Below are 23993 nucleotides of genomic sequence, written 5' to 3'. Positions count from 1 at the left end.
AAGGGATGCGACTCTCCTTCAGCAAGATGCAGGGTCTGGGCAACGACTTCGTCGTCCTGGATGCCACCGAGCACCCCATCGCGATCGACCCCGCACTCGCGCGCCGGCTTTCCGATCGACGCTTCGGGATCGGCTGCGATCAGATCCTGCTTGTCGAGCCGCCGCGCCTGCCCGACACCGAGTTTTACTACCGCATCTTCAACGCCGACGGCTCCGAGGTCGAGCAGTGCGGGAACGGCGCGCGCTGCTTTGCGCGCTTCGTGCGCGACCGAGGCCTGACCGAGCACGACGAGATCCCGGTCGGAACGGCCGCCGGACCGATCCGACTCTATCTGGAGGACGCAGGTCAGGTTCGTGTCGACATGGGCGCACCGGAATTCGAGCCCGAGCGGATTCCCTTTCTGGCGGATCGGCGAGCGCTCACCTACGACCTGGATATCGCGGGCGAGTCGCTGGTCATCGGTGCAGTCTCGATGGGCAACCCGCACGCCGTCATCTTGGTCGAGAACCTGGACACCGCTCCGGTCGCGCGCCTCGGCCCCTTGGTCGAGTCGCATCCGCGCTTCCCGCAACGGGTCAATGTCGGTTTCATGCAGATCCTCGCACGCGATCATCTGCGCCTGCGCGTCTACGAGCGCGGCGCCGGCGAAACCTTGGCCTGCGGCACCGGCGCCTGCGCGGCCATGGTCCACGCCCGACAACGCGACCTGGTGGACTCGCGGGTTCGGGTGAGCCTGCCCGGCGGCGATCTTCTGATCGCGTGGAGCGCACCCGGCGAATCCGTCTGGATGACCGGGCCGGCCGTGCAGGTCTTTGAAGGCGAGATCGCGCTATGAGACGCCTCAGCAGGCCAGGCCGCGCACACGAAACCCAACAGATCGCCGCAGGGAGGTATCGCGCATGACTCCCATCGAACCCGCGCCCGTCGCGACCGAAGACCCGGATCTCGAATCCAGGGTCATCGACTATCTCCTGAGCGATCCGACCTTCTTCGTCCGGAACCCGAAGGTCTTGGCGGCACTCGACATCCCGCACGACTCGGGGGCCGCGGTCTCTCTGATCGAGCAGCAGGTGCGCCTCCTGCGCAAGCAGTTGGAGGCCGAGCGTCACCGCCTCACGCACCTCATCTCGCGTGCACGCGAGTACGAGGCGCTCTCCGGGCGGCTCCACCATCTGGTCCTGAAGCTCATCGCCGCGCAGGATTCGCAGCAGATCTGTGCCCTGCTCAAGGATGCACTCCTGACCGAGTTCTCGGCCGAGGCGATGACGCTCAAGCTCTTCCAGACCGATGAGGAAAGCGGCGCCCGAGCGGATCCGCTGACGCTGGCGTTTCGCGACTTCGTCGATCGCCACCATGCCTTGTGCGGTCCGCTGAACGGCGAGAAGGCGCAGATCCTCTTCGGCGAGGCGGGGGCCGAGATTCGATCGGCCGCACTGGTGCCGGTCCGTGCGGACGGGCATGCCGGCGTGCTGGCGATCGGCAGCCACGACGGCGAGCGCTTTCGCCCGGACATGGGCACTGAGCTGCTCGACCGACTCGGCGAGATCCTCGGACAAAAGCTGCGCGTCGTGCCGCTGGGGCACTGCGACGAGACGAACTAAATCGCGTCCGGAGCGATATGAATCGTTTTTGGATTGGATGTGCCTCGGCCGGATCCTTGAACGTCGGAGCTGACGCGATTTAGGATGATGAAAAAATTAGAACTTTAAACCGTGTCCCCGCCGAAGCTCGCATCTCTAACTCACCACTCACCACTATGACATGAGTACGTCGGGCGACCTGATCGAATCCTTCCTCGGCCATCTCGCCCATGAGCGACGGCTGTCCGAGCAGACCCTGATCGCTTACCGCCGCGATCTCGAGCGGCTGAATTCCTGGCTGAGCGAGGCCGAATCACTCGCCATCGAGAAGCTCGACGAGCAGGCCGTGCGTCAATATCTCGCCTGGCGGCACCGTCGTGGGGCCTCCGGAAAGACGCTGCAGCGCGAGCTGTCCAGCCTGCGTAGCCTCTATCGCTGGCTGCTGCGCGAGGGGCTCGCCGGATCCAATCCGGCGGTTGGGGTGCGGGCACCGAAGAGCCCGCGCCGGTTGCCCGCAACGCTCGACGCCGATCAGCTGTGCAGCCTGCTGGACCATCCGTCGGACGATGATCTACTCACGATCCGCGATCAGGCCATGATCGAGCTGTTCTACTCCTCGGGCCTGCGGCTCGCCGAGCTGGTCTCGGTCAACGTGGGCGATATCGACATGGCCGAAGGCGAGCTCGGCGTGCTGGGCAAGGGATCCAAGACCCGGCGCGTGCCGGTGGGCATCAAGGCCCGCGAAGCCGTTCAACGCTGGATGCTGGTGCGCGCCAATCTGGCCGCGGCCGGGGAGCCCGCGCTCTTCGTCAGCAGCCGCGGGACGCGGATCAACCCGCGCACGGTCGAGGTGCGCGTCGCACGATGGGCCCGCCAGCAAGGCGCGACGCGCGACCTGCATCCACATCTGCTGCGTCACAGCTTCGCGACCCATTTGCTGGAGTCATCGGGCGATCTGCGCGCGGTTCAGGAGCTGCTCGGCCACTCCGATATCGGCACCACCCAGATCTACACCCATCTCGACTTCCAGCATCTCGCGCAGGTCTACGACCAAGCCCACCCGCGCGCGAGGAAGAAAACACCCCGGTCGGAGTAACTCCCCCTCCTCCCGCTTCAGACCGGGGAGGGCCGATCTCACGCCGGATCTCACGCCAGGCGTGATCAACAACCGCCTTCAGGCTTATCGACAGCGCTGACCCGACACCATGCTGCTCTCGCCCAAATATCGCTTTCTCTTCGTCCACATCGCCAAGACCGGCGGGACCAGCGTGCGCGCCGCCTTGGAAGGGCTGCGCTGGCGCGATCCCTGGTACTGGTCCATGTTTCTGTGCAGCCGACTGAGCCATCTCAGCGGGCACCGCATCGCCACCAAGCTGCCTCGCCATGCCAAGGCGATCGCCGCGAAGGAGATGCTGCCCAAGGAGGTTTACGACGGTCTGTTCAAGTTCGCCTTCGTGCGCAACCCCTGGGACCTCCAGGTCAGCTCGTTTCACCACATCCGGCGCGAGCGGCCGCAGTATCTCGGCGGCCACACCGAGTTCGAGCCCTTCCTGCGCTGGAAGCTCGACCCCGAGCGGCCCTACCAATATCACGTCGATACCTCGATCGAGCTGCAGAGCGACTATCTGATCGACCTGCACGGCGCCGTGATCGTCGACTTCATCGGTCGCTACGAGCGTCTGCACGAGGATTTCGCAATCGCGTGCGAGCATATCGGGATCCCCGCACCGGCATTGCCGCACGCGCGCAAGGCCACCGATCGGAGCAAGGACTATCGGGGTTATTACACGGATGAGACCGCCGAGCTGGTCGCGAGACACTTCGCCGCGGATGTCGAGCTGCTCGGCTATCGATTCGAGCGGGACTAGACCGCGTCCGGGGGCTTATGCGCGGCCTCGGGACTGGATCGGCCTCTGAGAAATCAACGAGATCCTCGCCGACGTGGTCTAGGACGATAAGAGACGATTCAAAAACAACTCTGAAGATGCGTGAGCGTCATCCGCCGTAGGTTTGGCAAAGCGCAGCGTGCCCAACGGCTCCCTGTGTTGCAGGCGCTGGCTCATTAGACAGGCCACCGAAACCTTCAGGAACTCGTGACACCGTTCCGCGGTGTCACGCATGTCCCGTGGCGCTCCGCGCCACGCGCGCTCGGCATAGGTCCGGAGTCACTCAGTCTCTGGGCACCAAATCCCGATAGGCATACCAGGTCGCATGCCCCACCAAAGGAACTGCGATGAAGAGCCCGATATAGAAGGTCAGAAGTCCGATCCCGACGATCCCGACCAGCAGCGCAGCCCAAAGCAGCATGGGCAGCCAATTGAGTGCCACTGCGCGGACGCTGGTGCGCATCGCGGTGAAGCCGTCGACCGGGCGGTCGATGAGCATCGGCACCGAGATGGCGCTGATACAGAAGGCGCAGATGGCGAAAAAGGCGCCGACCAGGATCACCGCGAGTATCAGCCCCATGTGTTCGCCCGAAAGGACGACGACGGGAATAAAGCGTGAGAACGGCGGAAAGGGGTCGTTGAACATCATGATGAAGAGAAACACGGACGCCAGGATCCAGAGCTGCATCGTCATCAGGAGGAACCCCATCGCGATCCCCAACTGCCCCTGATTGCGCTTGAATGCCTCCAGTGCCTGACAGTGATCCACCGGCTCCCCGCGCTCCAGGTGGGCACTCATCTGATAGAGCCCGATCGCCAAGAACGGGGCCATCAGGAAGAAGCCCGCGGTCAAGAAAGGGATCAAGAAGGTCAAATGCCCGACGACGGTCAGCCAGACGATCAGGCCGCTGAGCAGCACGATCATGGCGCCGTATCGCAGGCTGTAGACAGGTGCCGTTTTGATGTCCTGCCAGCCCTTGGCAAGCCACTGCCAGGGGTGATCCAGGGTGATCTTGTTAACGCGAGGGTCCACGTGGCGCGGCTCGTCCGCGACTGCGGTGTTGTCCATCCTGATTCCTCCGATATTGTTATGGAAACCGGCGAGGGGGTTGTCCGGATCTGCCGTATCGGCCGACCCGCGGGTCGGCAATCCTTCAGGTCCCGAGCAACACGCCCCTAAGCGAAGGCTGAGTGAGGCACTAAGATTCTACAAGGTTGCCGGAAAAGGCAAGCGGGACAAGCCCGGGTCGGGTGCGAAGGCCGAGGTTCCATCGGAACCACCTCAAGCGCATCCCGAGAACCTCGAATCCGACGCGGCCTGAGTTGGACCATCGATACTGATTTCCATTGTCTTTGCAGCGATGCACGAAGCGCGACGCAACGCCGGGTTCACGAAGGATCAGCTTACGTCACTCCGAGGGCTGTTCATACGGAAAAAAATCGATGGAAGCTCGGGCCTTACCCGATGCAAACCCCGGACCCCGATAGGTGCTGCGCTGCATCAAGATGGCGCTTGGTTTAGACTCGGCCCCCAACCCAAACACGCGATTCGAATCGGAGCACGCACGCGCATGTCCACCGCACCCGCCCCCTACCAACAGATTGACGACGGTATCTATTGCCTCGAGACCGGTCTCTACCGGCACGGCCTCGCCGCCTGCTATCTGGTGCGCTCCGCGGATCGGCTTGCCTTCATCGACACGGGCGCCGCCAACTCCGTCCCGGGTTTGCTCGGCGTGATCGCCGAACTGGGCCTGACCCCGGAGCATGTGGACTACGTCATCCCGACCCACGTCCACCTCGACCACGGCGGCGGTGCCGGTACCCTGATGGCCGCCTGTCCGAACGCGCGCCTGGTCATCCACCCGAAAGGCGCGACCCACATGATCGACCCGAGCCGCCTCACTGCCGGCTCCACCGCCGTCTACGGCGAGGACGCCTTCGCGCGTGACTTCGGCGCACTCACGCCGGTGCCCGAGGAGCGCATCGTCATCGCCCAAGACGGCGACACCTTCGACCTCGCCGGCCGCACGCTGAAGTTCGTCGATACGCCCGGACACGCCAATCACCACGGCTGCATCTACGACGAGACCAGCCGCGGCTTCTTCACCGGCGACACCTTCGGCATCTCCTACCGCGAATTCGACACCGCCGCCGGACCCTGGCTATTCGCCCCGACCACCCCGGTCGCCTTCGATCCAGACGCCTGGCTCGACAGCCTCGACAAGCTCATGGCCTACGCACCGCAAGCCATGTATCTCACCCACTACGGCCGGGTCCAACACCCGGAAGATCTGGTCGACGACCTGCGCACCAGCATCCGCGCCCTCGCCGACATCGCACTGGCCGAGGCGGACAACGCGGGCGCCGACCGCGAGTCCCGCATCAAGAGCGCCGTGCGTGCCTATCTGGTCGCCGGCGCCCGCGCCCACGGTGTCGCGCTATCGGACGACGCCATCGCCGAGCTGCTGAGCCTGGATACCGAGCTCAATGCGCAGGGGCTGGAGGTTTGGTTGAAGCGGCGGGCGAAGGTTCGGTAGAAATCGTCCACACCTGGGCAATGTCTTCATGCCGGGGCTTGTGTACGATCGCTCTACACACGACGAGACGGTGGGTGGGGCGCTCAGGGATCTGCTAGCCTGCTAGGCGGAATCTGTCCCGACTGAGATAAACAGAATCTGCCTATCTCACCGGACCGACACTCTGGCTATTTAACTGTTTGGCAAATAAGGACGACCAGTGCCGAAAATCAATTATCCAAGTACATGTGCCGCACATGCCATTTTTGAGTTTTGCGCTGAAATTGATAGGCATGCTGGAGTTGATCAATTAATCATTGATTTTTCATCAATGGGTCGCATTGAACCATTTACTATGGTTTATGTAGCTAAAATCATTAGGGAGTTTAATCGCAGCAATCCTCTCACCAAAGTCATGCGCTGCGGCTTTGAGAATAAGCAGTATGCTGCAAATATGGCTTTCTTTCGTGCATTTGGTTTAAAGCACGGAAGGGAACCAAACTGTACTGATGGCAATGACAGGTTTGTTCCATTCACTATTATACGAGTTAGAACTATTGTTGATGAAGCGTCTCATGAATGGAAAGCAGAACAAGATATTATTGAAAATCGCTCGGAAAAATTAGCTCGTATACTAGCGCAACAAGGGACAAGTGATTTGGTAGATGCCCTTACATTCTCAATCAGGGAAATAATGAGAAATGTATTTGAGCATAGCCGATCAAAAAGCATTGAATATTGCGCACAATACTGGCCTACGTACCACAAAGTGGAAATCGCTATTTCAGATAACGGCATAGGCCTAACGGAGTCACTTAAACACAACCCATATATCCAAGTAACGTGTGACGCAGATGCTATCCAGCAGGCATTAATGCCAGCAGTATCAAGTAAGAATTATCAAGGCGCAATAATCGACAGAAATGACCCGTGGCATAATTCAGGGTTCGGGCTATATATGATTAACAGACTATGTCGATTAGGAGGCAGCTTCATTATATGTAGTGGAGATCACGGCATAAAGTTGGATGATTCCGGAAAAGAACATATTAATCTCAACCACCGATGTAACGGAACTGTAGTTCGCATGGTACTGAATACGAGCCGGATTGAATCGCTCAGCAAAATGCTTATGCAGTTTCGTGAAGATGGCTACGAGATTGCAAAAAAAATCAAGGGGGTAGGAATGTATGAAGCATCGACTGCTTCTCAAATGCTCTCTAGAGACTTCCAGTAATATGCCTAAAAATGCCATAGCCTCGGACCCCAAAAAGGGGAATAACCAGGGACAGGCCGCTTTAAGTAGGAAGAAGAACGAATGAAACAACTGTGTTCTGCCCCCTGATATACTCTTGACTTGCGAAGTTAGGAATAAAAGAGCCGAGTAGATTTAGCTAATGGGAAGAACTGAGAAGATTTTGGATTCAGTCTTGCGCGGCACGTCTGACGCAAACATATCATTCAAGGATCTGCGCAACCTGCTCAAAACACTTGGTTTCACAGAAAGGGTACGAGGAGATCATTTCATTTTCACGAAGCCGCAGATTGAAGAAATCTTGAATATTCAGCCAATCGGCGCACTAGCGAAAGCTTACCAAGTCAAACAGGTACGTACTGTTATCCTCAAGTACAAACTCGGTGACATACATGGCGGCTAAATACGAGATCATTATTTACTGGAGCAATGAGGATAACGCTTACCTCGCGGAAGTACCAGAACTGCCTGGTTGTATGGCTGATGGGGAAAGCTATCAAAAAGCCCTGCAAAACGCGGAGATAATAATTCAAGAATGGATTGAAACTGCGCACGAGCTGGATCGCCCTGTTCCTGAACCGCGCGGAAAACTAATGTACTCCTAATACGCACATCAAGCCGACCCCATACTGCGCACGTAGGGCGGTGCTATCATTCATCCTCGTCGTGGCGCAGCAATCACCAGGTAGAGTAGAGAGCAGGCATCCGGCGTCCGTAGATCCGGCCTATTTGTTTCCGCCCCTTTCGTTTGGCGGTGCCTCAATATCCGAGTCGTAGCCACAGGTGGGGTGGCCGTTCCAGCGCATGACGCCGGCACGATCATACTGCGCTTGCGGTCACGGCGGACTCGACTCAGTATGGTTTAGGACGAGATCCATTCGGCGATTTCCGGCGTAAGGCATCCCGACTGGGCTTGGGTGCAAGATCACGGGGCGACTGAAGTCGCCCCTACCTCTCGGTCGATTCTTTCCGGGAAAGCAGGTTAACCTGTCCACCGAACCAGGAGCCCCTGCATGCCGACCCCGATCGTCCTCGCCACCCTGAATGCCCGCTATGCGCATGCCTCGCTGGCGTTGCGCTATCTGCGTGCGAATCTGGGGCCGCTGCGCGAGGTCAGCATGCTGTGCGAATTCGTGCTCGGAGCGACACCCGAGGAGGTTGTCGAGCAGCTGCTGGCCGAACGACCGCGCATCGTGGGGTTGTCGGTCTACATCTGGAACGTCGCGCCCTTGACGCATGTCGTCGCCTTGCTCAAGGAGACGGCTCCGGATGTGGTGGTCGTGCTCGGCGGTCCGGAGGTGAGTCACGAGGTGGAGTCGCAGCGGATCTGCGCGCTGGCCGACTATGTCGTGACGGGTTGGGGCGAGGTGACTTTCGCACGGCTGGCGCGCGCGATCCTGGACGGACAGCGGCCAGAGATGAAGGTGCATGCGGGCGAGCAGCCGCCTCTGGACAGCATCCGCTTTCCCTACGACGAGTTCTCGGACGAGGATCTGCGGCGGCGCAACCTGTATGTCGAGGCGTCGCGCGGCTGTCCGTTCAAGTGTGCCTTCTGCCTGTCCGCACTGGATCGGACCGCGTGGCCGTTTCCGCTCGCGCCGCTGATCGCGGAGCTGGAGCGGCTGTATGCGCGCGGTGCTCGGCGCTTCAAGTTCGTCGACCGGACCTTCAACCTCAAGATCGATCACGCCTCGGCGATCTTGGGGTTTTTTCTGGAACGCATTCGGGAGCGTCCGGACGACCTGCCCTTCCTGCACTTCGAGCTGGTCCCGGATCATCTGCCGGAGCGGCTGAAGGGGATGCTCGCGGCGTTTCCGGCGGGCACGCTGCAGTTGGAGATCGGTGTGCAGACCTTCAATCCCGAGGTGCAGGCGCTGATCTCGCGGCGTCAGGACGATGTGCAGGCCGAGGCCAATCTGCGCTGGCTGCATGCACATACGACCGCGCACCTGCACGCCGATCTCATCATCGGCCTGCCGGGCGAGGACCCGGCCTCGTTCGGGGCCGGCTTCGATCGGTTGATGCGAATCGGGCCGCATGAGATTCAGGTCGGGATTCTGAAACGGCTGCGCGGTGCGCCGGTCTGCCGGCACGCCGAGCGGTTCGGGTTGGTGTTCAGCCCGGCCCCCCCCTACAGCCTGCTCGCCAGCGATCGCATCGACCGTGCGACCATGCAGCGGCTGACGCGATTTGCGCGCTATTGGGATCTGGTGGGCAATTCAGGGCGCTTCGGGCTGACGCTGCCGCTCCTGCTGGGCGATGCGCCATTCGAGCGCTTTCTCGCCTGGTCCGACTGGTTCTTCGCGCACTCGGGCAAGACGCATGGCATCCCGCTCGAACATCTGTACGAGGGCCTGCACGCTTGGCTGTCGCTGCAGGGGACGGCGGAATGGGCCACCGAGGCATTGCGCAGCGACTATGCGGCCTGCGGTGCGCGTGGACGTCTATCGTTCGACCCCACGCGGCGGATCCCGCCGCCGACGGCGAAGACCGAGGGGACGTTGCCGACGCGCCAGGCGCGCCACCTCAAACCTCGGACGCGTTCCAGTTGTTGAAGGCGAGGAGCCAGGAGGAGATGCCCGGGTTGGCGGAGCCTTCGGCCTGCAGGTTCTCGCCGATCTCGATCATCAGCTCCCGAAACGCGCGGACCTCGCGGCGCCAGGCAGTCTCGGGCAAGCCGGGATTGTCGGCCATCGTCTCGGCCGCCAGCGAGCCGGCGCCGGCCCACCAATCATTGGCGTCGAGGCGATGCCGCACGCGCTCGGGCGCCTCCGGGAAGAGGGCGACCTGATCCGCGACCTCCGCGGCCCGCGGGTGCCCGATGCGGGCGAGCAGCTCGGCGAGGTGGCCGAGGGAGGACAGCAGTCGGACATCGAGTGCGGTCATCGTTTCGGTTGTCGCCATGGATGAGCCTGAAGAGCAATCGTCGGTTGGCGCGTAGGTTGTGCTGACGATAGGAAGCACAACAACCACCGGCGTTTGGTTGTGCCTCGCTCTCGCTCGGCACAACCTACGGGGTTTGAAAACAGCGGGTGACCATCGTATTGATGTCTTCGACCTTGACTTCGATGTCCGTGACCAACGCGAACTGGATCCCCGCCTTGCGCAGGTTCTCGCCTGGCTCCGCGACCTTGAAATAACGGTCGCCTTCGAGGTGGTCGGTCAGGAATCGCAGGCCGAGCTCGAAGGGCATGAGACGGATCGCCTCGGGGATCAGGGCGATCTCTTCCGGGCTCAGCCAAGCGCGCGTCTGCTCGGCATAGGCGCGGAGGATCGGCTCGGCGACGGCGAGATCGAACGCGACCCGGGTGCGCCCGTCGGCGGACTCGCCGCTGCGATTGCAGCAGGAGCGCAGACAGTCGCCGATGTCGTGCAGGATGAGGCCGGGCTGCAGGGTGTCGAGGTCGATCAGGGCGAGTGCACGCCCGCTGTCGCGATCGAACAGGATGTTGTCGAGCTTGGGGTCGCCGTGGATAACGCGCACGGGGATCTCGCCTCGGTCGCGCGCATCGGCGAGCCGGGTCGCGAGCGCTTGGCGGTCGAGCGCGAAGCGGACGCAGGTCTCGATCTGCGGATCGTTTCGGGCGCCCTCCACTCGCGCCAAAACCGACAGGAAGCGGGCGAGATAGGCCGGCGTCTCGTGGAATCCGGGTAGCGTGACGCTCAGTGCCTCGGCGGGCAGCGATTGCAGCAAGGTATGGAAGCGACCCAGGAGCCTGCCGATCTCGCAGGCCTGTTCGGGATCCTCGATGCCGGGCAGGCCGACGGCATCCTCGATCAGCGTCATGAGACGCCAGACGTTCCCGTCCGACGCGCGCAGACCCGCCTCGCCCTTACGGGTGGCAATCAGCGCCGGAACCCGGAATCCAAGATCGGGCTGCTGCCGCGCCTGTCGATCGAGCACCTGGATGTTACACATGATCCGCAACGGATCGGGAAAGACCGCGCCGTTGATCCGCTGGAGCACGTAGCGCGTTCCGCCGGCCGAGACGCGAAAGGTATCGTTGATGAGCCCGCGCCCGTAAGGCTCGATCGTCTCGACCGGCGAGGCGATCTCGAACGCCTCGACGATGCTCCCGAGCGATACGTGCGTCGGCGCCTGTGGCGTCTCGTCGATCTCTCCACCAGGCATCTCAGTAGGACCGCCGTACGTCCAGGACATCCGGGATCTGCTGCAGCTTCGCCAGGATCTTCTCCAGGTGCGCCATGTTCTTGACTTCCAGGGTGAAGCGCATCGCCGCCGTATCCGTGGAGCGCTCCGAATGGGTGTTGACGCCGAGCACGTCCACGTCGTCGTCGGAGAGCACCGAGGACACATCGCGCAGCAGACCTTTACGATCCGCGGCGATCACCAGCACGTCCACCGAATAGCCGGCATCGGCAGGTTGATCCGCCCAGCGCACCTCGATGAGGCGCTCGGCCTCCGCCGGCGGCAGGTTCTTGAGGTTGCTGCAGTCCTTGCGATGGATGGTGACCCCGCGCCCGCGGGTGACGAAACCGACGATGGGGTCGTAGGGGACCGGCTTACAGCAGGGGGCGAGATGGGTCATGAGGTCGTCGACGCCCTCCACCACGACATCGGTTGCACCCTCCAACCGCGGCTTGTGCGGCTGACGGAGCTTGGGCTCGATCTCCTTGATCTCCTCGGTCTTGCGCTCCCCGACCTGACGCGCGACCTGTCCGACCGACAGATCGCCGCGCCCGATCGCGGCCAGCAGATCATCGCCTCGCTTGAAGTTGAAGCGGATCGCGAGCTCTTCCAGGTTGGGCTTCTCCGTGATGCCCAGTCGGCTCAGCTCGCGCTCCAGCGTGACGCGGCCGCCCTGCAGATGCTGATCGTGATCGAGCTGCTTGAACCATTGGCGGACCCGGTTGCGGGCGCGCGCCGTCGTCAGATAGCCGTGGTGCGGGCTCAACCAATCGCGGCTGGGCGAGGCGTTCTTCTGGGTCAGGATCTCGACCGTCTCGCCGCTGCGCAGCTCGTAGTTCAGCGGGACGATCCGCCCGTTGATGCGTGCGCCGCGGCAGCGATTGCCGACCTCCGAGTGGATGGCGTAGGCGAAGTCGAGTGCGGTGGACCCCTTGGGCAGCTCGATGACCTTGGACTGCGGGGTCAGCACATAGATGTGGATCGGCTCGAACTCGGCCTTGAAGCGTTCGAGGAAGCCGCCGGTCTCGTCGCCTTCGTTTTTCAGCTCGAGCCAGTTGCGCATCCAGATGACGCGTCGCTGGAACTCGGCATCATGGCCCTTGGCCTCCTTGTAGGCCCAGTGGGCGGCGACACCGAACTCGGCATGCTGGTGCATCTCGTGGGTGCGGATCTGGACCTCGAGGGGCTTGTCCTCCGGCCCGACCACGGCGGTGTGGAGCGACCGATACATGTTGCCCTTGGGCGTGGCAATGTAGTCGTCGAACTCCTTGGGGATGTGCTTCCAGAGTCCGTGCACCAGCCCGAGCGCGGCGTAGCAGTCCGCGACCGAGCCGACCAGGATGCGCACCGCACGGAGGTCGAAGATCTCAGCGATCTCGACCTCCTTGCGCTGCATCTTGCGCCAGATGCTGTAGATGTGTTTCGGGCGGCCGGTGATCTCGGCTTGGATGCCGGCTTCGCCGAACTTGTCGTACAGGGTCTGGATGACCGTCGCGATGTAGTCCTCGCGCTCCTCGCGGCGCTCGGCCAAGAGCTTGGCAATGCGTTTGTACTCGTCGGGCTTGAGATAGCGCAGGCTCAGGTCTTCAAGCTCCCACTTCACCTGCCAGATGCCCAGCCGGTTGGCGAGCGGGGCATAGATGCGCTGGGTATCGCGCGCGATCTTGGCGCGGCGCTCCGGCTCCAGGTCCTTGATGGCCCGCATCAGGTGGACACGCTCGGCGAGCACCACCAGCACCACCCGCACGTCCTCGGCGATGCCGAGCAGCAGGCGGCGCAGGTTCTCCTCGTGCTCGTCCTGATCCTTGGCGGCGATGATGGCGTCGACGTTGGCGATCTGGCCGATGCGGGCGAGATCTCCGACCATCCGCGCAATCCCCGGGCCGAAGCGGTCTTCGAGCTGCGCTTCGGTGAGGTCGCCCTGATCCAGACAGCCGTTGAGCAAGGCTGCGATCAGGGTCTCGAAGTCCATGCGCAGACGCACCAGGATGTCGGCCGTCGAGAGCACGTGACGCACGTGGGTCTCGCCGGTCTCGATACGCCGGTCGCCGCGACAACGGGTCAGCGCCGCGCAGGCGCCGGCGATCTGCTTGAGCTCCTCGGTCGGATAATGGCTTGCCAACCCGTCGAGCCAGTGACGGATTGCCTCGTCGTCGTCGCAATGCGACTCGGGGAGGTTGTAGGTGGGTTTGACCATGGCGTGGAGAGACTCTCGGTAGCGGCGGTCGGTCTTGAAGGTTCGACCGCGAAACCCGGGGGTTTGAACCGCAAAGGCGCGAAGGTGTTCAAGACAACGCGCGGGCTTGGCCTTCGAGGCCGATTCGAAGCGCCGCCGACAGGAAGGTCCGAGGCGCGTCTTTGGGAGCCTTGTGCCGCGAGGGCCGTCGCGGGATCAATCCGCCAGCAGATGACTCGCCAGTCCGTCCGCCAGCTTCGGCTCGAACCAGGTCGATTTCGGCGGCATCACCTCGCCGGCATCGGCAACCGCCATCAGGTCTTCCATCCGCGTCGGGTGAAGCGCGAAGGCTACCGCCATCTCGCCCGAGTCGACCCGCGCCGACAGCGCCTCCAGGCCACGGATGCCGCCGACGAAGTCGATTCGGTCATCGCGCCGCGGGTCCTGAATGCCGAGGATCGGGCAGATCAGGTTGTCTTGGAGCAAGCTGACATCGAGCCGCCCGACGGGGTCGTCGTAGGGAATCCGCCCCGGATCGAGCGCCAGCCGATACCAGTGACCGGCAAGGTACATTCCGAATTCGCCGGGACGCTCGGGAGCGACCGGACCCGGTGCGCCCTCGATCTCGAACGCGACGCAGAGACGCTGCATGAGGGTCTCGACGCTATGACCATGCAGGTCTTTGATCACGCGGTTGTAGTCCAGGATCCGCATCTGATCGTGCGGGAAGATCACGGCGAGCATGAAGTTGTAGGGCTCGGCCCCGGTATGACCGGGATTCGCGGCACGGCGCATGGCGGCGACGCGCGAGGCCGCGGCGCAGCGGTGGTGGCCGTCGGCGATGTAGAGTGCGTCCAGGCCCTCGAAGGCGGCGGTCAGCTCGGCGATCGAGCTCTCGTCCATGATCGGCCAAAGCTCATGGCGAATCCCGTCGGGCGCGGTGACGTCCGTCTCGGCGGGGCCGGCGACGAGACCGGCGAGCAGGGCATCGATGTCCGGTCGCGCCCGGCAGGCGAGTAGCACAGGTCCCGTCTGGGCATTCAGCGCGTCGATCTGGCGCACCCTGTCGTCCTCCTTGACGGGGCGCGTGAGCTCATGGCGCTTGATCCGATCCCGGTCGTAGGCGTCGATCGAGGCGGCGGCCACCAGACCGGTCTGGCGATGCGCGCCCATCGTCAGACGATAGAGGTAGTAGCCGGGCGACGCGTCGCGCACCAACAGACCCTCTCGCAGCATCCGATCGAGATTCTCGCGTGCCTTGGCATAGACCGGCGGGCTGTAGGGATCGGTACCCTCGGGCAGATCGACCTCGGGGCGCGAGATGTGCAGAAAGCTCCAAGGGCGCCCTTCGACCATCCGACGTGCCTCCGCAGCACTCATCACGTCGTAGGGCGGGGCGGCCACGTCCGCGGCATGCGCGGGGGCCGGCCGGAGCGCCGCAAAAGGTTTGATCAGGGGCATGGAGACTCACCGTCGGTGGCGTCGAGACTGGATGGATGGCGTTCGGAACGTCGGTGTCCGCACTCCAATGGTATCAGCTCGGATCGCGCCTCGGCCAAATCCGACGTGTCGAGCCGCCGCGCGACCTGCAGACCCGGGCCGTGCGAAGCCGAGTCGGGCGGGTCGGGGCCGGACGCGAGGGCGAAAAAGCTGCTCTATACTCATGCGGATCCTGCACCCACGAACCAGAATCGACAGCATGGCCGACAGCAACTACCTCAAAGACCTGATCCTGCTGCGCAACGACCCGTCGAAGGTCGCACGCGTTCGCGAAGCCGCGGAGCGCGGAGAGATGGACGCCCAGTATGCGATGGGCCTCATCTATGCCGAGGGGCGGGGGGTCGAGATCGATCTCGCCCGCGCGCATTTTTGGTTGTCACTGGCCATCGCGCAAGGCGACACGGACGCCGATCAGTTACGCAACATCATCGGCAGCCAGATGACCGATGCCGAGTTCGACGCGGCGAAGGAGCTGGCAGTCGCACATCGCGCGACCCACTCGGCCCCCGCATCGCAGCATTGAACCTAGATCCGGCAGTTGAACGGCCCCTGGAGTGCGTCCCGCGCGGTGTCCGGCAAGGCGCGACGAGGCGGCGTAGTGGTTCTACGCCAACGAGTTGCAACGCAGTCGGGCGCCGCGCGGGGCGTGCTCCAAGGGCCGTAGCGGCCTTCACCCGGCCGGTGAGCCGTCAGACGAGCGCGATCGTCAAGGCCGTCGAGACCTTGAATGAAGCACGAAGCGGTCAACTGCCGGATCTAGGTTGAACCGACTCCGGTCGATCGCGCCGCGCCGAGCGCCGAGCCTACTCGATCGAAGGTGCCGCATCCGATATCTCGCGCTCGCGCCGGTCGAGCCGGTTCTCCGTCTTGAAGCGCACGGCCTCGCGGATCAGGGCAAGGCGCGCGCGGTCCTGGCCCCAAATCGCCTCGAGGCGGCGGTCCGGCGCGGTCTCTTCGGTCCAGAGGCGCCATAGCAGGGTGGCGTTCTCCCAGTAGGCAGCGCCGATGGTATGTCCGTCGGGGCTGAAGTCCGCGTAGGCAACCCCGCCGAGGGCTCCATCGAGTGTCAAAAACGACTCTTCCGGCAGAGGGTTCGGACGCGTCGGACGCATCCAAATGCGCACCGCACCGTCGCGCGAGGCGGTCAGGATCCAGCGTCCGTCCGGACTGAACTTGGCGGCGTAGATCCGATCCTTGTGCCCGACGAGATCCGCGAGCAGGGAGCCGTCCAGGGCCCAGACCTGTGCCTTCGCGTTCAATGAAGCGGTGACGAGCGCCTGACTGTCCGGTGCAAACGCGACGCTGTAGAGGATGCCGGCCTGGGGCTCCAGATACCGGGGGGATGCGCAGCCGCTTTCGGTCAGCCCCACCAGGGCGGCGCTGCCGTCCTCGCTCGAGGTCGCGAGCCACCGACCATCCGGGGAAAAGGCGGCGTCCGTCACCACGTCCGTATGCCATTGTGCGGCGCACACCGGCGCCCAGCTGCCGGTGCTGTCCATCCGCATGACCCGGACAGCCCCGCCGTCGTCGCCGGTCGCGACCAGTGTCGATCCATCCAAGCCCTCGGAGACCGCCGCGGCCTGAACGCCGCTTCCGCCCTCGCCCCAGCCGGGTGCACCGTCCAGCGGCGCGCAGGCCAGCGGATCCCAAAAGCGTACCGCCTCGGAGAGATCGCTCGATGTCGTCAGAAGCCACCGCCCGTCGGGGGCGAACAGGGCCTGATGGACGTTCGGACACGTGCGCCCGCCATCCGGGCTGCAGGGTGCACCGTCGGCGGCGACCGCCAGGCGGCAGCCACCGCCGGTCTGCAGATCCCAGACCCAGGCAGTGCCGTCGTGACCTGCGCTTGCCAGCCGGTCCGCCGAGGACGAGAAGGCGACCCGGCGCACCCGCCCCTCATGCCCCCTCAGGGTCCAGATCCGGACCGGCGGGGGGGCATCGTCGCGACGATCGTACTGCCAAACCTCGACCCTTCCGTCAAAGGCGGCGGTGGCCAGCATGACCGATCCCGCCCCCGCAGCCGACTCAGTAGTCCCTGCGTCCGCCGCTCCCGCGTCCAGCGCTGCAGGCGTCTCGGCCATCGCCAGATGCCAGACATGGTCGTCGCTCGGGAGATGGAAGGCCAGGGTCTCGGTGGGTTTGACCGACCAGAGTCGCGCCGAGCCGTCCGGATCCGAGTAGCTGAGGACGCGACGGCCATCGGCGCTGAAGCGCGCGTCCGTGACCGCCGCATCATGACTGAAGACCGCCACCTCCTTGCCGGAGAGCAGACCCCAGAGGCGCGCGGTCTTGTCGAGAGAGGCGCTGAGGACGAGTGGCTCGCGATCCTCGTCGTCCATGCCCGGCGACACCCGTACGTGCTCCACGCTCAGGTCGTGATGCCCGAGCACCTCGGCGTGGCTGCTCTCGAGATCCCAGCGCACCACCTGTCCCGCGTCGTCTCCGGCGATCAGATATTGCCCGCCCGGCGAGAACACCGCCTCGCGCACCGCGGACTTGTGGATACGAATCCGCCGGCCGTCGCGCTCGATCACGCCAAGCTCGGCAAGCTCGCTGCCGTCGAGGTCGTAGACGCGGATCCGCTCGTCGGCGGAGGCTACGGCGATCCGCCGACCCGCCGGGTCGAACCGGGCATCGTTGGCCGGTCGGCCGAGCGAGCCGCTGGTCGGCAGGACCACCCGTTCGATTCCCGTGCGGGTCTCGAGCACCCTCGCGGCGCCGTCGCGCGAGGCAGTAACGAGCAGCTCCCCGTCGGGCGCGAAGGCAATGCTGCGCACCTCGCTGGTGTGCATCGGCACATCCCAGAGCGGCGGACCCGGGCGGCTAAGGTCCAGGAGACAGACGGCATAGCGGTCCTGCGGCGCACCGTGGGAGAGGGCGAGAAAGCGGCCGTCTCGGTCCAGCGCGACCGGGCTGTCCGGGCGCGCACCGCAACTCCAGTCCGGAGGCCGACCGGGCTCGGCCGGGAGCCGCCAGACACCGGCTTCGCCGATCCCCAGGATGGTCTGCGGCTCGCCGCTGCCGACGAAGCGTACCGCATGGATCGGCGTCTCCGGACCGGACAGGCGGGCTTCGGGCTGGTAGCTCTGCCCGCGCAGTGCCCACAGCTGGGCACCTTCGCCCCGCGATTGAGTGATCAGGCGCTCGCCGTCGTCTCGAAACGCCGGAGGCAGCGGCTGGTCGCCCGCCGTCGCCGCGGACTGGACCATCGCGATCATGCGGTTCGTGGTGAAGGCGCGACTCAGGGTCTCGGTCGCCGCTTCGGGCAGATAGGGACCGGCATTCAGGGCGAGTCGCACGGCCTCGGGCGTGTTGCCCTGCCGCACCGCGAGATCGGCCGCCTTGAGCAGGCTTCGCTGAAGGTTCAGGGTGGCCTCGCGCGAGGCGTCCCAAGCCCAGAAGGCCGCCCCGGTGGCGAGGACCAGGAGTGCGGCCAGGGTCAGGCCGAGGAGACGGGCCCACCGGTTGCGCCGTCGCTGCAGCACCAGGTGCTGATGCGAGTGCTCGAGAAGCTCGCGCTCCAAGGGCTCAAGCTCCTCGCCGTAGGTATCCGCGAAGCGCCGCGCCGCGGCAAAGCCGGCCTCTCCGAGCAGATATTCGCGATTGCAGTCGGTGCGCCTCCACAGACGCGCCTGGCGGGAGATCTGATAGCGCAGGATCAGATCGCGGCGGTTGCTCGGGTCCGCGACCCATTCGCGGATCGGCGACCACTGCTCGAACAGGGCCGGATGGATAAAGCTCGCGAGCGCAATGTAGTCCTCCCAGTGCAGGACCGGCACCGCGTCGGGATCCTCGCCGTGCTCCACGTCCGGTGCCATGATGGCGGGATCCGGGGCGACCTCGATGTCGCCCTCCGACGGCACCGACACATCGCGCCCGGCGGTGCCGTGCCTGCTGCGCAGGCGCTCGCGCCATTCCTCGCCGGTCTGGATCATGATGCGCCGCAGATCGTCCATGAGGCGCGGCGCCTCCTGCGTGCAGCCGAGTCGTGCCGAGGGATCGGCCACACCCTCGGCGACCAGCAGGCGAGCCTCGATCAGCGACTCGACGAGCCTGCCGACCGCCGGCTGATGGGTCAGGGTGCGCAGGTCGCCGCGACGTGCAACGAGCACGGACGCACCTCCGCCCTCGAGGGCGATCAGGCCGCGGCAGAGCACCGGCAGCGCATCCCGGACATCTGGATCCAACCCGTCCCAGAGGGCCTCCGCACGGCGCAGCAGTGAGCCGGAGAGTCCGCCGACCCGGCGATAATCGGCGACGCTCAGGGGCGGATTCCGATTGGATTCCGCATCGCCGGAGCCCTCTCGCGCGCGTTGGTAGAGCTCATCCAGCAAGGGCTCCAGAACGGCCGGCCAGTGCTCGAGCAGGCTCGCCTCCGACTCCAGCGCCTCGACCAGGCCGCGTCCACCGCCGGCCATCCCCTCGTATTCAATGCCGGCGACGCGCGCGGGGATCTCGATCACCTGCCTGATCCGCGCCGCGGGCGGCGGCTCCAGGCGAAACCAGCTCTGCTCGTCCAGGAGCGCCGCGAGCTCGGGCATCTCGCCGAGGTGGCGCAGGTAGTCGCTGCGCAGCGAGGAGATCACCCAGACGCCGTCTCGGGCGGCGAGCAAGGCCAATGCCTTGACGAAGGCACGGGTTCTGGATGCCGCCCGCATCGCCTCGGTAAACAGCCGATCGAGCGGATCGACGATGACCGCGAGCTGTAAACGCCCGTTCGCGGCGTCGCTTCTGCTCGCCGGATCATCGGCCAACTGTGCGAGCGCGGCCAGAAGCTGATCGGCGGCGACGCCGGGCTCGCTGACCAGCAATCGCGTCAAGCGAGCGACATCGAGCCCGAAGCCGTCCAGCGCAGGCCCCAGCAGACCGGGCGCGGCGAGGGCGACGGCCAGGGCCTCGATCGGGTCGCGATCCTCGAGATCCACGAAACCCCAGCGACATCCGGCTATACCGGGAAAGAGAAAGGGCCGGATCAGACGCGGCAGCAGCCCGGCGCGGATCAGGGAGCTCTTGCCCACCCCGCTCGGACCGCTCAACAGGAGCAGTCCGCGCCCGGCCCCTTGCAGCGCCTCCAGGCGCGTCACCAGCTCGCGCGTCTCGGTCTCGCGGCCCGTAAAGACGCGGTCGTCGACCAGCTCGAACGGCGCACCGGCGCGGAAGGGACTCCCGCGCCAGTCGCCTGCGTCGGAGGCCAGGCGCCGCTCCGCGCTGATGCGTCGGTTCAGGAGCTTGCGCAGTTGCGTCTCGAGCAGCTCGCGGAAGCTGCGGTCGTTGCCGAACTGCCTGAAGGCGCGGCTGAAGCTGCCGTCCGGATTGAAGAAGTGGGTGCGGAAGAACTCTTCGAGCCGATGCCGGTCGGCGAGCGCCTCGCGGGTCGCCTCGGCATTGTTGACGTCCACCATGCGCGGCGCGGTCTTCTTGTAGACCAAGACCTCGGGAGTGCCCGTGCGGGCCGACTCCCGCACCGCGTCGACGAACTCCCACTCGGTCCCGGTCATACCCTCGTAGGGATCCTCCGCGAGCGGTGTGCCGAGCCGTGTCCAGAGCATGACCAGCACGATCTCGCATTCGGAAGGACGCAGGAGTCCGGCCTGAAAACTCTGCGCGGCCGTCAGTGCCTCCTCCTCCCAAAGAACGGCTTGGAGGCTGAAATAGGGGAGATATTCCTGGGCCAACGCCTCGATCACATCCTTCACCAGGGCACGCTCATGCTCCAGATCGGACGGCGAGGAAACGAAGATTCTGACCTTGTGCTCAGTCATGGGGGTGATCGGGAGCGGACATGCCGCAACTATACTCGGGGCGGATGAGTTTTTCGGAACCGGAATGGCTGCCCGCCGTTGGCGCATTCAACTGTTTCAGGTCATCGACACAGCCGGCCCGAGAGGGTTTACAATCAAATCATGTAGGACCCGCCCCGAGACAGATTCAGCGCCGGCGGGCGCATCCCCAAACTGCCTCCATCCGACGGAGGAGATCGCGATGCTGGACCACGACATGGCCGATACCGAACGCTTCGAAGAGGTGATTCAGCGTTCAGTGCGACAGATCCTGCTCGCCCCGGATCCCGACACCTTCCTCGCTTGGGCGCGCGTTCATCTCCCGGAGATGCTCGGGTTGTCCGGGACGGAGCTCGACGAGGTCGAGCGGCGGCGACTCGCCAATCTCCTCGGAACGGCGATCTGGAACGCAACCCCGCAACCGACCTACGCCTTCCAGACTCGGTTGATGACCCCCCACCCCTCCGAGGAGCCTTGCTCCTGCGGCTCCGGTAGCCCCTACGGCGAGTGCTGCGGTGCGATCGACGAGGTGCCGGAGCTGTCGAGCGATTTGGTTTGGGAAATCCTGCTCGACGAGCTGCCCGAGCACGGACTGCGCGAAGCGCTCGATCTGCACGCGGTTCCCGAGCCCCTCCTTGCCCGCATCGCCGATCGCTGGCTCACGCAGGATCGTCCCAAGCGCGCGGCGGCGCTTCTGGAACCCCTGTTTGCGGGATCGCTCGACGAGCTCGACGGTGAGTTCGAGCCGTCGATCGACATCCTCTGCGATGCCTACGATCGCCTCGGCCACGGGCGTAAGAAGGAGACGTTCCTCGCGCGGATCTGCGACGAGGGCAGCCGCCCCTTGCGGGCCGCCGCCTGGCAGCGGCGCTGCACCATGGCGATCGACGACGGCGATTTCGCCGAGGCCGATGCCGCCTTCACGGCCGCATTGCGAAGCGACCCGGACAATCCCGGCACGGCGATCCTCGAGATCACGCTACTTGCGGCCCAGCACAAGGATTGGATCGCCCGCGAGCGCGCCCGCTTCTGGCTCTTCCGATTTCGTCAGATCGGGTTCACGCATCCCGGTGTCTTGGATTTTCTCAACCGTGCCGTCGAGGATCCGCAGGAAGCGCTCGTGGACAGCCACTCGGATGCGCTGGATCCGGTCCTGCTCGATCTTCACGACTGGATCACCCTGATTCAGCCACGTCCGTTGCCCGTTTATCGCCTGGAGCCGCTGAATGTCCATGCACCCGGGTGGCTGCCGGGTCAGCTTACGCTGTTCGACGACCTCGACGCCCCGGTGCCGGACAGCGCCGACGAAGACACGGACCTCGGCCTCTCGCGATACGGGCCCAACCCGACGCGACTGCGCGCCCCGGCTGCGGTGCGCCACCTCGAAACGGACTGGAAGTCGGTCTTTCCGTGGGCAAAACCCGATTCGACCCGGCTCGTTCCCGACGAGGACGTCGACCTCTGGTCGACCCCCGACTGGCTCGATCACCTGCAGGCGAACCCCGCACTCGCCGACAGCCTGGAGATACTGGACGATCTCGCGACCGCCCTCTACCTGCATCCCGAGAGCGCATTGCCGTGGATTTCCCATCTCCTGTTGCGTCCGCTCCTCGAGCGCGCGCGAAGCATTCTGGATCAAGTGCTGCCTGAAGACGCTCCGCAACATATTCCCTGGTCTGCGCCCCCCAATCGCCCGGCGTTGCGGCTGCTCTTCCGACAATATCTCTGCCAGATCGACGAAGACGAGCCGAACGGTGCGGCGCGAACGCTCGAGACCCTACTGCGACTCAACCCGCGGGACAACCACGGCGTGCGCGCGGAGCTCATGAATCACTATCTACGCGACGGCAAGGACGAGCTCGCCCTGGCGTTGGCCCGACGCTTTCCGAATGATGGGCTGGCGGATCTCGCCTACGGGGAGGTGCTGGCGCTGTACCGCCTCGGGCGACAGGACAGGGCACGCCTGGTCCTGACGACCGCCGTCAACCGCTTGCCGAGAATCCCGCAGTATCTGACCCGCAAGCGCATCAAACGTCCGCGCTTCACTCCGCCCGACAGCCTCCCCGGCGGCGACGACCAGGCGTGGATGTACCGCGAGGCGATGCGCGACGTCTGGGCAGCCGAGCCGGGCATACTCGCCTGGCTGAGGCGCCTGACCGCTTAAGCGAGCTGCACGGGCGGCCGGCTTCCTGTCCGTACGGCGGTCTGTTCGACATGGGTTGGCCGAGCCGCTTCCGTACCACTACCATTCAGGAGAACCACGATGGAAGGACGCTATCGGATCCTCTACGCCGGCGAGCTGATGCCCGGCCATGCGTTGCAGGACGTGGTGCCGCGGCTGGCGGCCAAGTTCAAGCTTCAGGAGGAAACCGCGCGGGATCTGATCCTCGGCGGATCCGGCCGAGTATTGAAGCACAGCTTGACGAGCGGCGAGGCTCAGCGCTATCGGGATGCCCTGAGCACCATCGGACTGAAGGTGGCCATCGAGCCTGAATCCACGACAAACACCGCGCCTGCACTCGCGGACAGCAGACCGGACGCGGCTCCTGCCCAGCCGACATCGCAGCGCATCGGCGCCGAGGCATCGTCTCGGCCCGGCGACAGGCGACAAGGGAACGGTCGGCCAACCGGCGACGCCCGTCCCGAAAGTGGCCCCGACGGAGCTCCAACACGCTGCCCGAAGTGCGGCGCCGACGCCGTCTCCGAGCTCACCGGCATCTGTCAGGCCTGCGGAGTGGTCGTTGAACGCTACCTTGCCAACCGAGGGATGAGTCGGCCGAGCCCGGCGAGCCGCGTCGACAACCCCTATGCGCCGCCTCGAGCCGATTTGACGCCGCCGCGCACCGAGGACGAGGAGGACGCTCTGCAGGCACCGCAATCACGGCCTGTCGGACAAGGTTGGCGGTGGATCACCGACGCATGGCAACTGTTCAAGGCACAACCGGGTGCATGGATCGGTGCGGTAGTGCTGTTTTACATCATCCTGATCCTGGTCAGCATCGTGCCCTGGGTCGGCGGTTTGGCCGTGACCATCCTCACGCCGATGCTGAGTGAGTGCGGTCAGCGATTTTGATGGTTTCGCGATCAAGTTGCGTGATAGGGGTCGGCGAAGCGCTCCCCCGGTCTCGCGCGGCCGGGGTGTGGGC

Annotated in this window: 18 protein-coding genes; 12 read left to right on the top strand and 6 right to left on the bottom strand. The window is 64.6% G+C overall.

Going from position 1 to position 23993, the window contains the following annotated elements:
- The first annotated feature begins 5 nt into the window (after window positions 1–5).
- From dapF to BLV04_RS21445, 4 genes are all read left to right on the top strand, one after another.
- Window positions 6–836: a diaminopimelate epimerase gene (gene dapF, locus BLV04_RS21460; RefSeq protein ID WP_093037455.1), complete on the top strand. Its 831-nt coding sequence runs from the start codon at window positions 6–8 to the stop codon at window positions 834–836.
- 64 nt (window positions 837–900) lie between these two features.
- Window positions 901–1602, top strand: a complete 702-nt coding sequence (locus BLV04_RS21455) for a DUF484 family protein (RefSeq protein WP_093037452.1) — start codon at window positions 901–903, stop codon at window positions 1600–1602.
- Window positions 1603–1762: 160 nt separating this feature from the next.
- Window positions 1763–2677, top strand: a complete 915-nt coding sequence (gene xerC, locus BLV04_RS21450) for a tyrosine recombinase XerC (RefSeq protein WP_093037449.1) — start codon at window positions 1763–1765, stop codon at window positions 2675–2677.
- Window positions 2678–2786: 109 nt separating this feature from the next.
- A complete protein-coding gene (locus BLV04_RS21445; RefSeq protein WP_093037446.1) occupies window positions 2787–3449 on the top strand; it encodes a sulfotransferase family 2 domain-containing protein in 663 nt (220 codons plus the stop codon).
- A gap of 301 nt (window positions 3450–3750) precedes the next feature.
- Here the strand turns inward: BLV04_RS21445 and BLV04_RS21440 are convergent, their stop codons facing one another.
- Window positions 3751–4536, bottom strand: a complete 786-nt coding sequence (locus BLV04_RS21440; protein ID WP_093037443.1) for a DUF2189 domain-containing protein — start codon at window positions 4534–4536, stop codon at window positions 3751–3753.
- Between the two features lie 502 nt (window positions 4537–5038).
- On the opposite strand from BLV04_RS21440, the gene BLV04_RS21435 reads away from it, so the two are divergent.
- The 5 genes from BLV04_RS21435 to BLV04_RS21420 all read left to right on the top strand — a co-directional run bounded on the left by BLV04_RS21435 (window position 5039) and on the right by BLV04_RS21420 (window position 9796).
- Window positions 5039–6007, top strand: a complete 969-nt coding sequence (locus BLV04_RS21435; RefSeq protein ID WP_093037440.1) for an MBL fold metallo-hydrolase — start codon at window positions 5039–5041, stop codon at window positions 6005–6007.
- 199 nt (window positions 6008–6206) lie between these two features.
- Window positions 6207–7223 carry an ATP-binding protein gene (locus tag BLV04_RS24595; protein ID WP_139192001.1) on the top strand — a complete coding sequence of 339 codons (1017 nt, stop codon included), beginning with the start codon at window positions 6207–6209 and terminating at the stop codon, window positions 7221–7223.
- Between the two features lie 160 nt (window positions 7224–7383).
- Window positions 7384–7644 (top strand): toxin HicA, encoded by a 261-nt coding sequence (locus tag BLV04_RS21430; RefSeq protein WP_093037437.1) that lies wholly within the window; start codon window positions 7384–7386, stop codon window positions 7642–7644.
- Complete coding sequence (locus BLV04_RS21425; RefSeq protein WP_093037433.1) at window positions 7634–7846, top strand: type II toxin-antitoxin system HicB family antitoxin; 213 nt, start codon at window positions 7634–7636, stop codon at window positions 7844–7846. The genes BLV04_RS21430 and BLV04_RS21425 overlap by 11 nt, the downstream gene beginning before the upstream one ends.
- 408 nt (window positions 7847–8254) lie before the next feature.
- Window positions 8255–9796: a B12-binding domain-containing radical SAM protein gene (locus BLV04_RS21420; RefSeq protein WP_093037431.1), complete on the top strand. Its 1542-nt coding sequence runs from the start codon at window positions 8255–8257 to the stop codon at window positions 9794–9796.
- On the opposite strand, the gene BLV04_RS21415 is transcribed toward BLV04_RS21420, so the two are convergent.
- From BLV04_RS21415 to BLV04_RS21400, 4 genes are all read right to left on the bottom strand, one after another.
- Window positions 9768–10145 carry a hypothetical protein gene (locus tag BLV04_RS21415; RefSeq protein WP_093037428.1) on the bottom strand — a complete coding sequence of 126 codons (378 nt, stop codon included), beginning with the start codon at window positions 10143–10145 and terminating at the stop codon, window positions 9768–9770. The two genes, BLV04_RS21420 and BLV04_RS21415, sit on opposite strands and share 29 nt — an antisense overlap.
- A 106-nt stretch (window positions 10146–10251) precedes the next feature.
- Complete coding sequence (locus BLV04_RS21410) at window positions 10252–11373, bottom strand: phosphotransferase enzyme family protein (protein WP_093037425.1); 1122 nt, start codon at window positions 11371–11373, stop codon at window positions 10252–10254.
- 1 nt (window position 11374) lies between these two features.
- Window positions 11375–13588, bottom strand: a complete 2214-nt coding sequence (locus BLV04_RS21405; RefSeq protein ID WP_093037422.1) for a RelA/SpoT family protein — start codon at window positions 13586–13588, stop codon at window positions 11375–11377.
- A gap of 195 nt (window positions 13589–13783) precedes the next feature.
- Window positions 13784–15028: a DUF1015 domain-containing protein gene (locus BLV04_RS21400; protein ID WP_093037419.1), complete on the bottom strand. Its 1245-nt coding sequence runs from the start codon at window positions 15026–15028 to the stop codon at window positions 13784–13786.
- Between the two features lie 238 nt (window positions 15029–15266).
- On the opposite strand from BLV04_RS21400, the gene BLV04_RS21395 reads away from it, so the two are divergent.
- Window positions 15267–15590, top strand: coding sequence for a sel1 repeat family protein (locus BLV04_RS21395; protein WP_093037502.1), 324 nt, complete (start codon window positions 15267–15269; stop codon window positions 15588–15590).
- Between the two features lie 280 nt (window positions 15591–15870).
- Here BLV04_RS21395 and BLV04_RS21390 read toward each other — a convergent pair whose 3' ends face one another.
- Complete coding sequence (locus BLV04_RS21390) at window positions 15871–20829, bottom strand: nSTAND1 domain-containing NTPase (protein ID WP_093037416.1); 4959 nt, start codon at window positions 20827–20829, stop codon at window positions 15871–15873.
- A 220-nt stretch (window positions 20830–21049) separates the two neighbouring features.
- Between BLV04_RS21390 and BLV04_RS21385 the strand changes: the two genes are divergently transcribed.
- Window positions 21050–23011 carry a hypothetical protein gene (locus tag BLV04_RS21385; RefSeq protein ID WP_093037412.1) on the top strand — a complete coding sequence of 654 codons (1962 nt, stop codon included), beginning with the start codon at window positions 21050–21052 and terminating at the stop codon, window positions 23009–23011.
- A gap of 99 nt (window positions 23012–23110) precedes the next feature.
- Window positions 23111–23920 (top strand): hypothetical protein, encoded by an 810-nt coding sequence (locus BLV04_RS21380; RefSeq protein WP_175534744.1) that lies wholly within the window; start codon window positions 23111–23113, stop codon window positions 23918–23920.
- The last annotated feature ends 73 nt before the right edge of the window (window positions 23921–23993 follow it).

The sequence above is a fragment of the Thiocapsa roseopersicina genome (assembly GCF_900106925.1).
Lineage (GTDB): Bacteria > Pseudomonadota > Gammaproteobacteria > Chromatiales > Chromatiaceae > Thiocapsa > Thiocapsa roseopersicina.
This window is presented reverse-complemented; position numbering and strand designations above follow the sequence as displayed.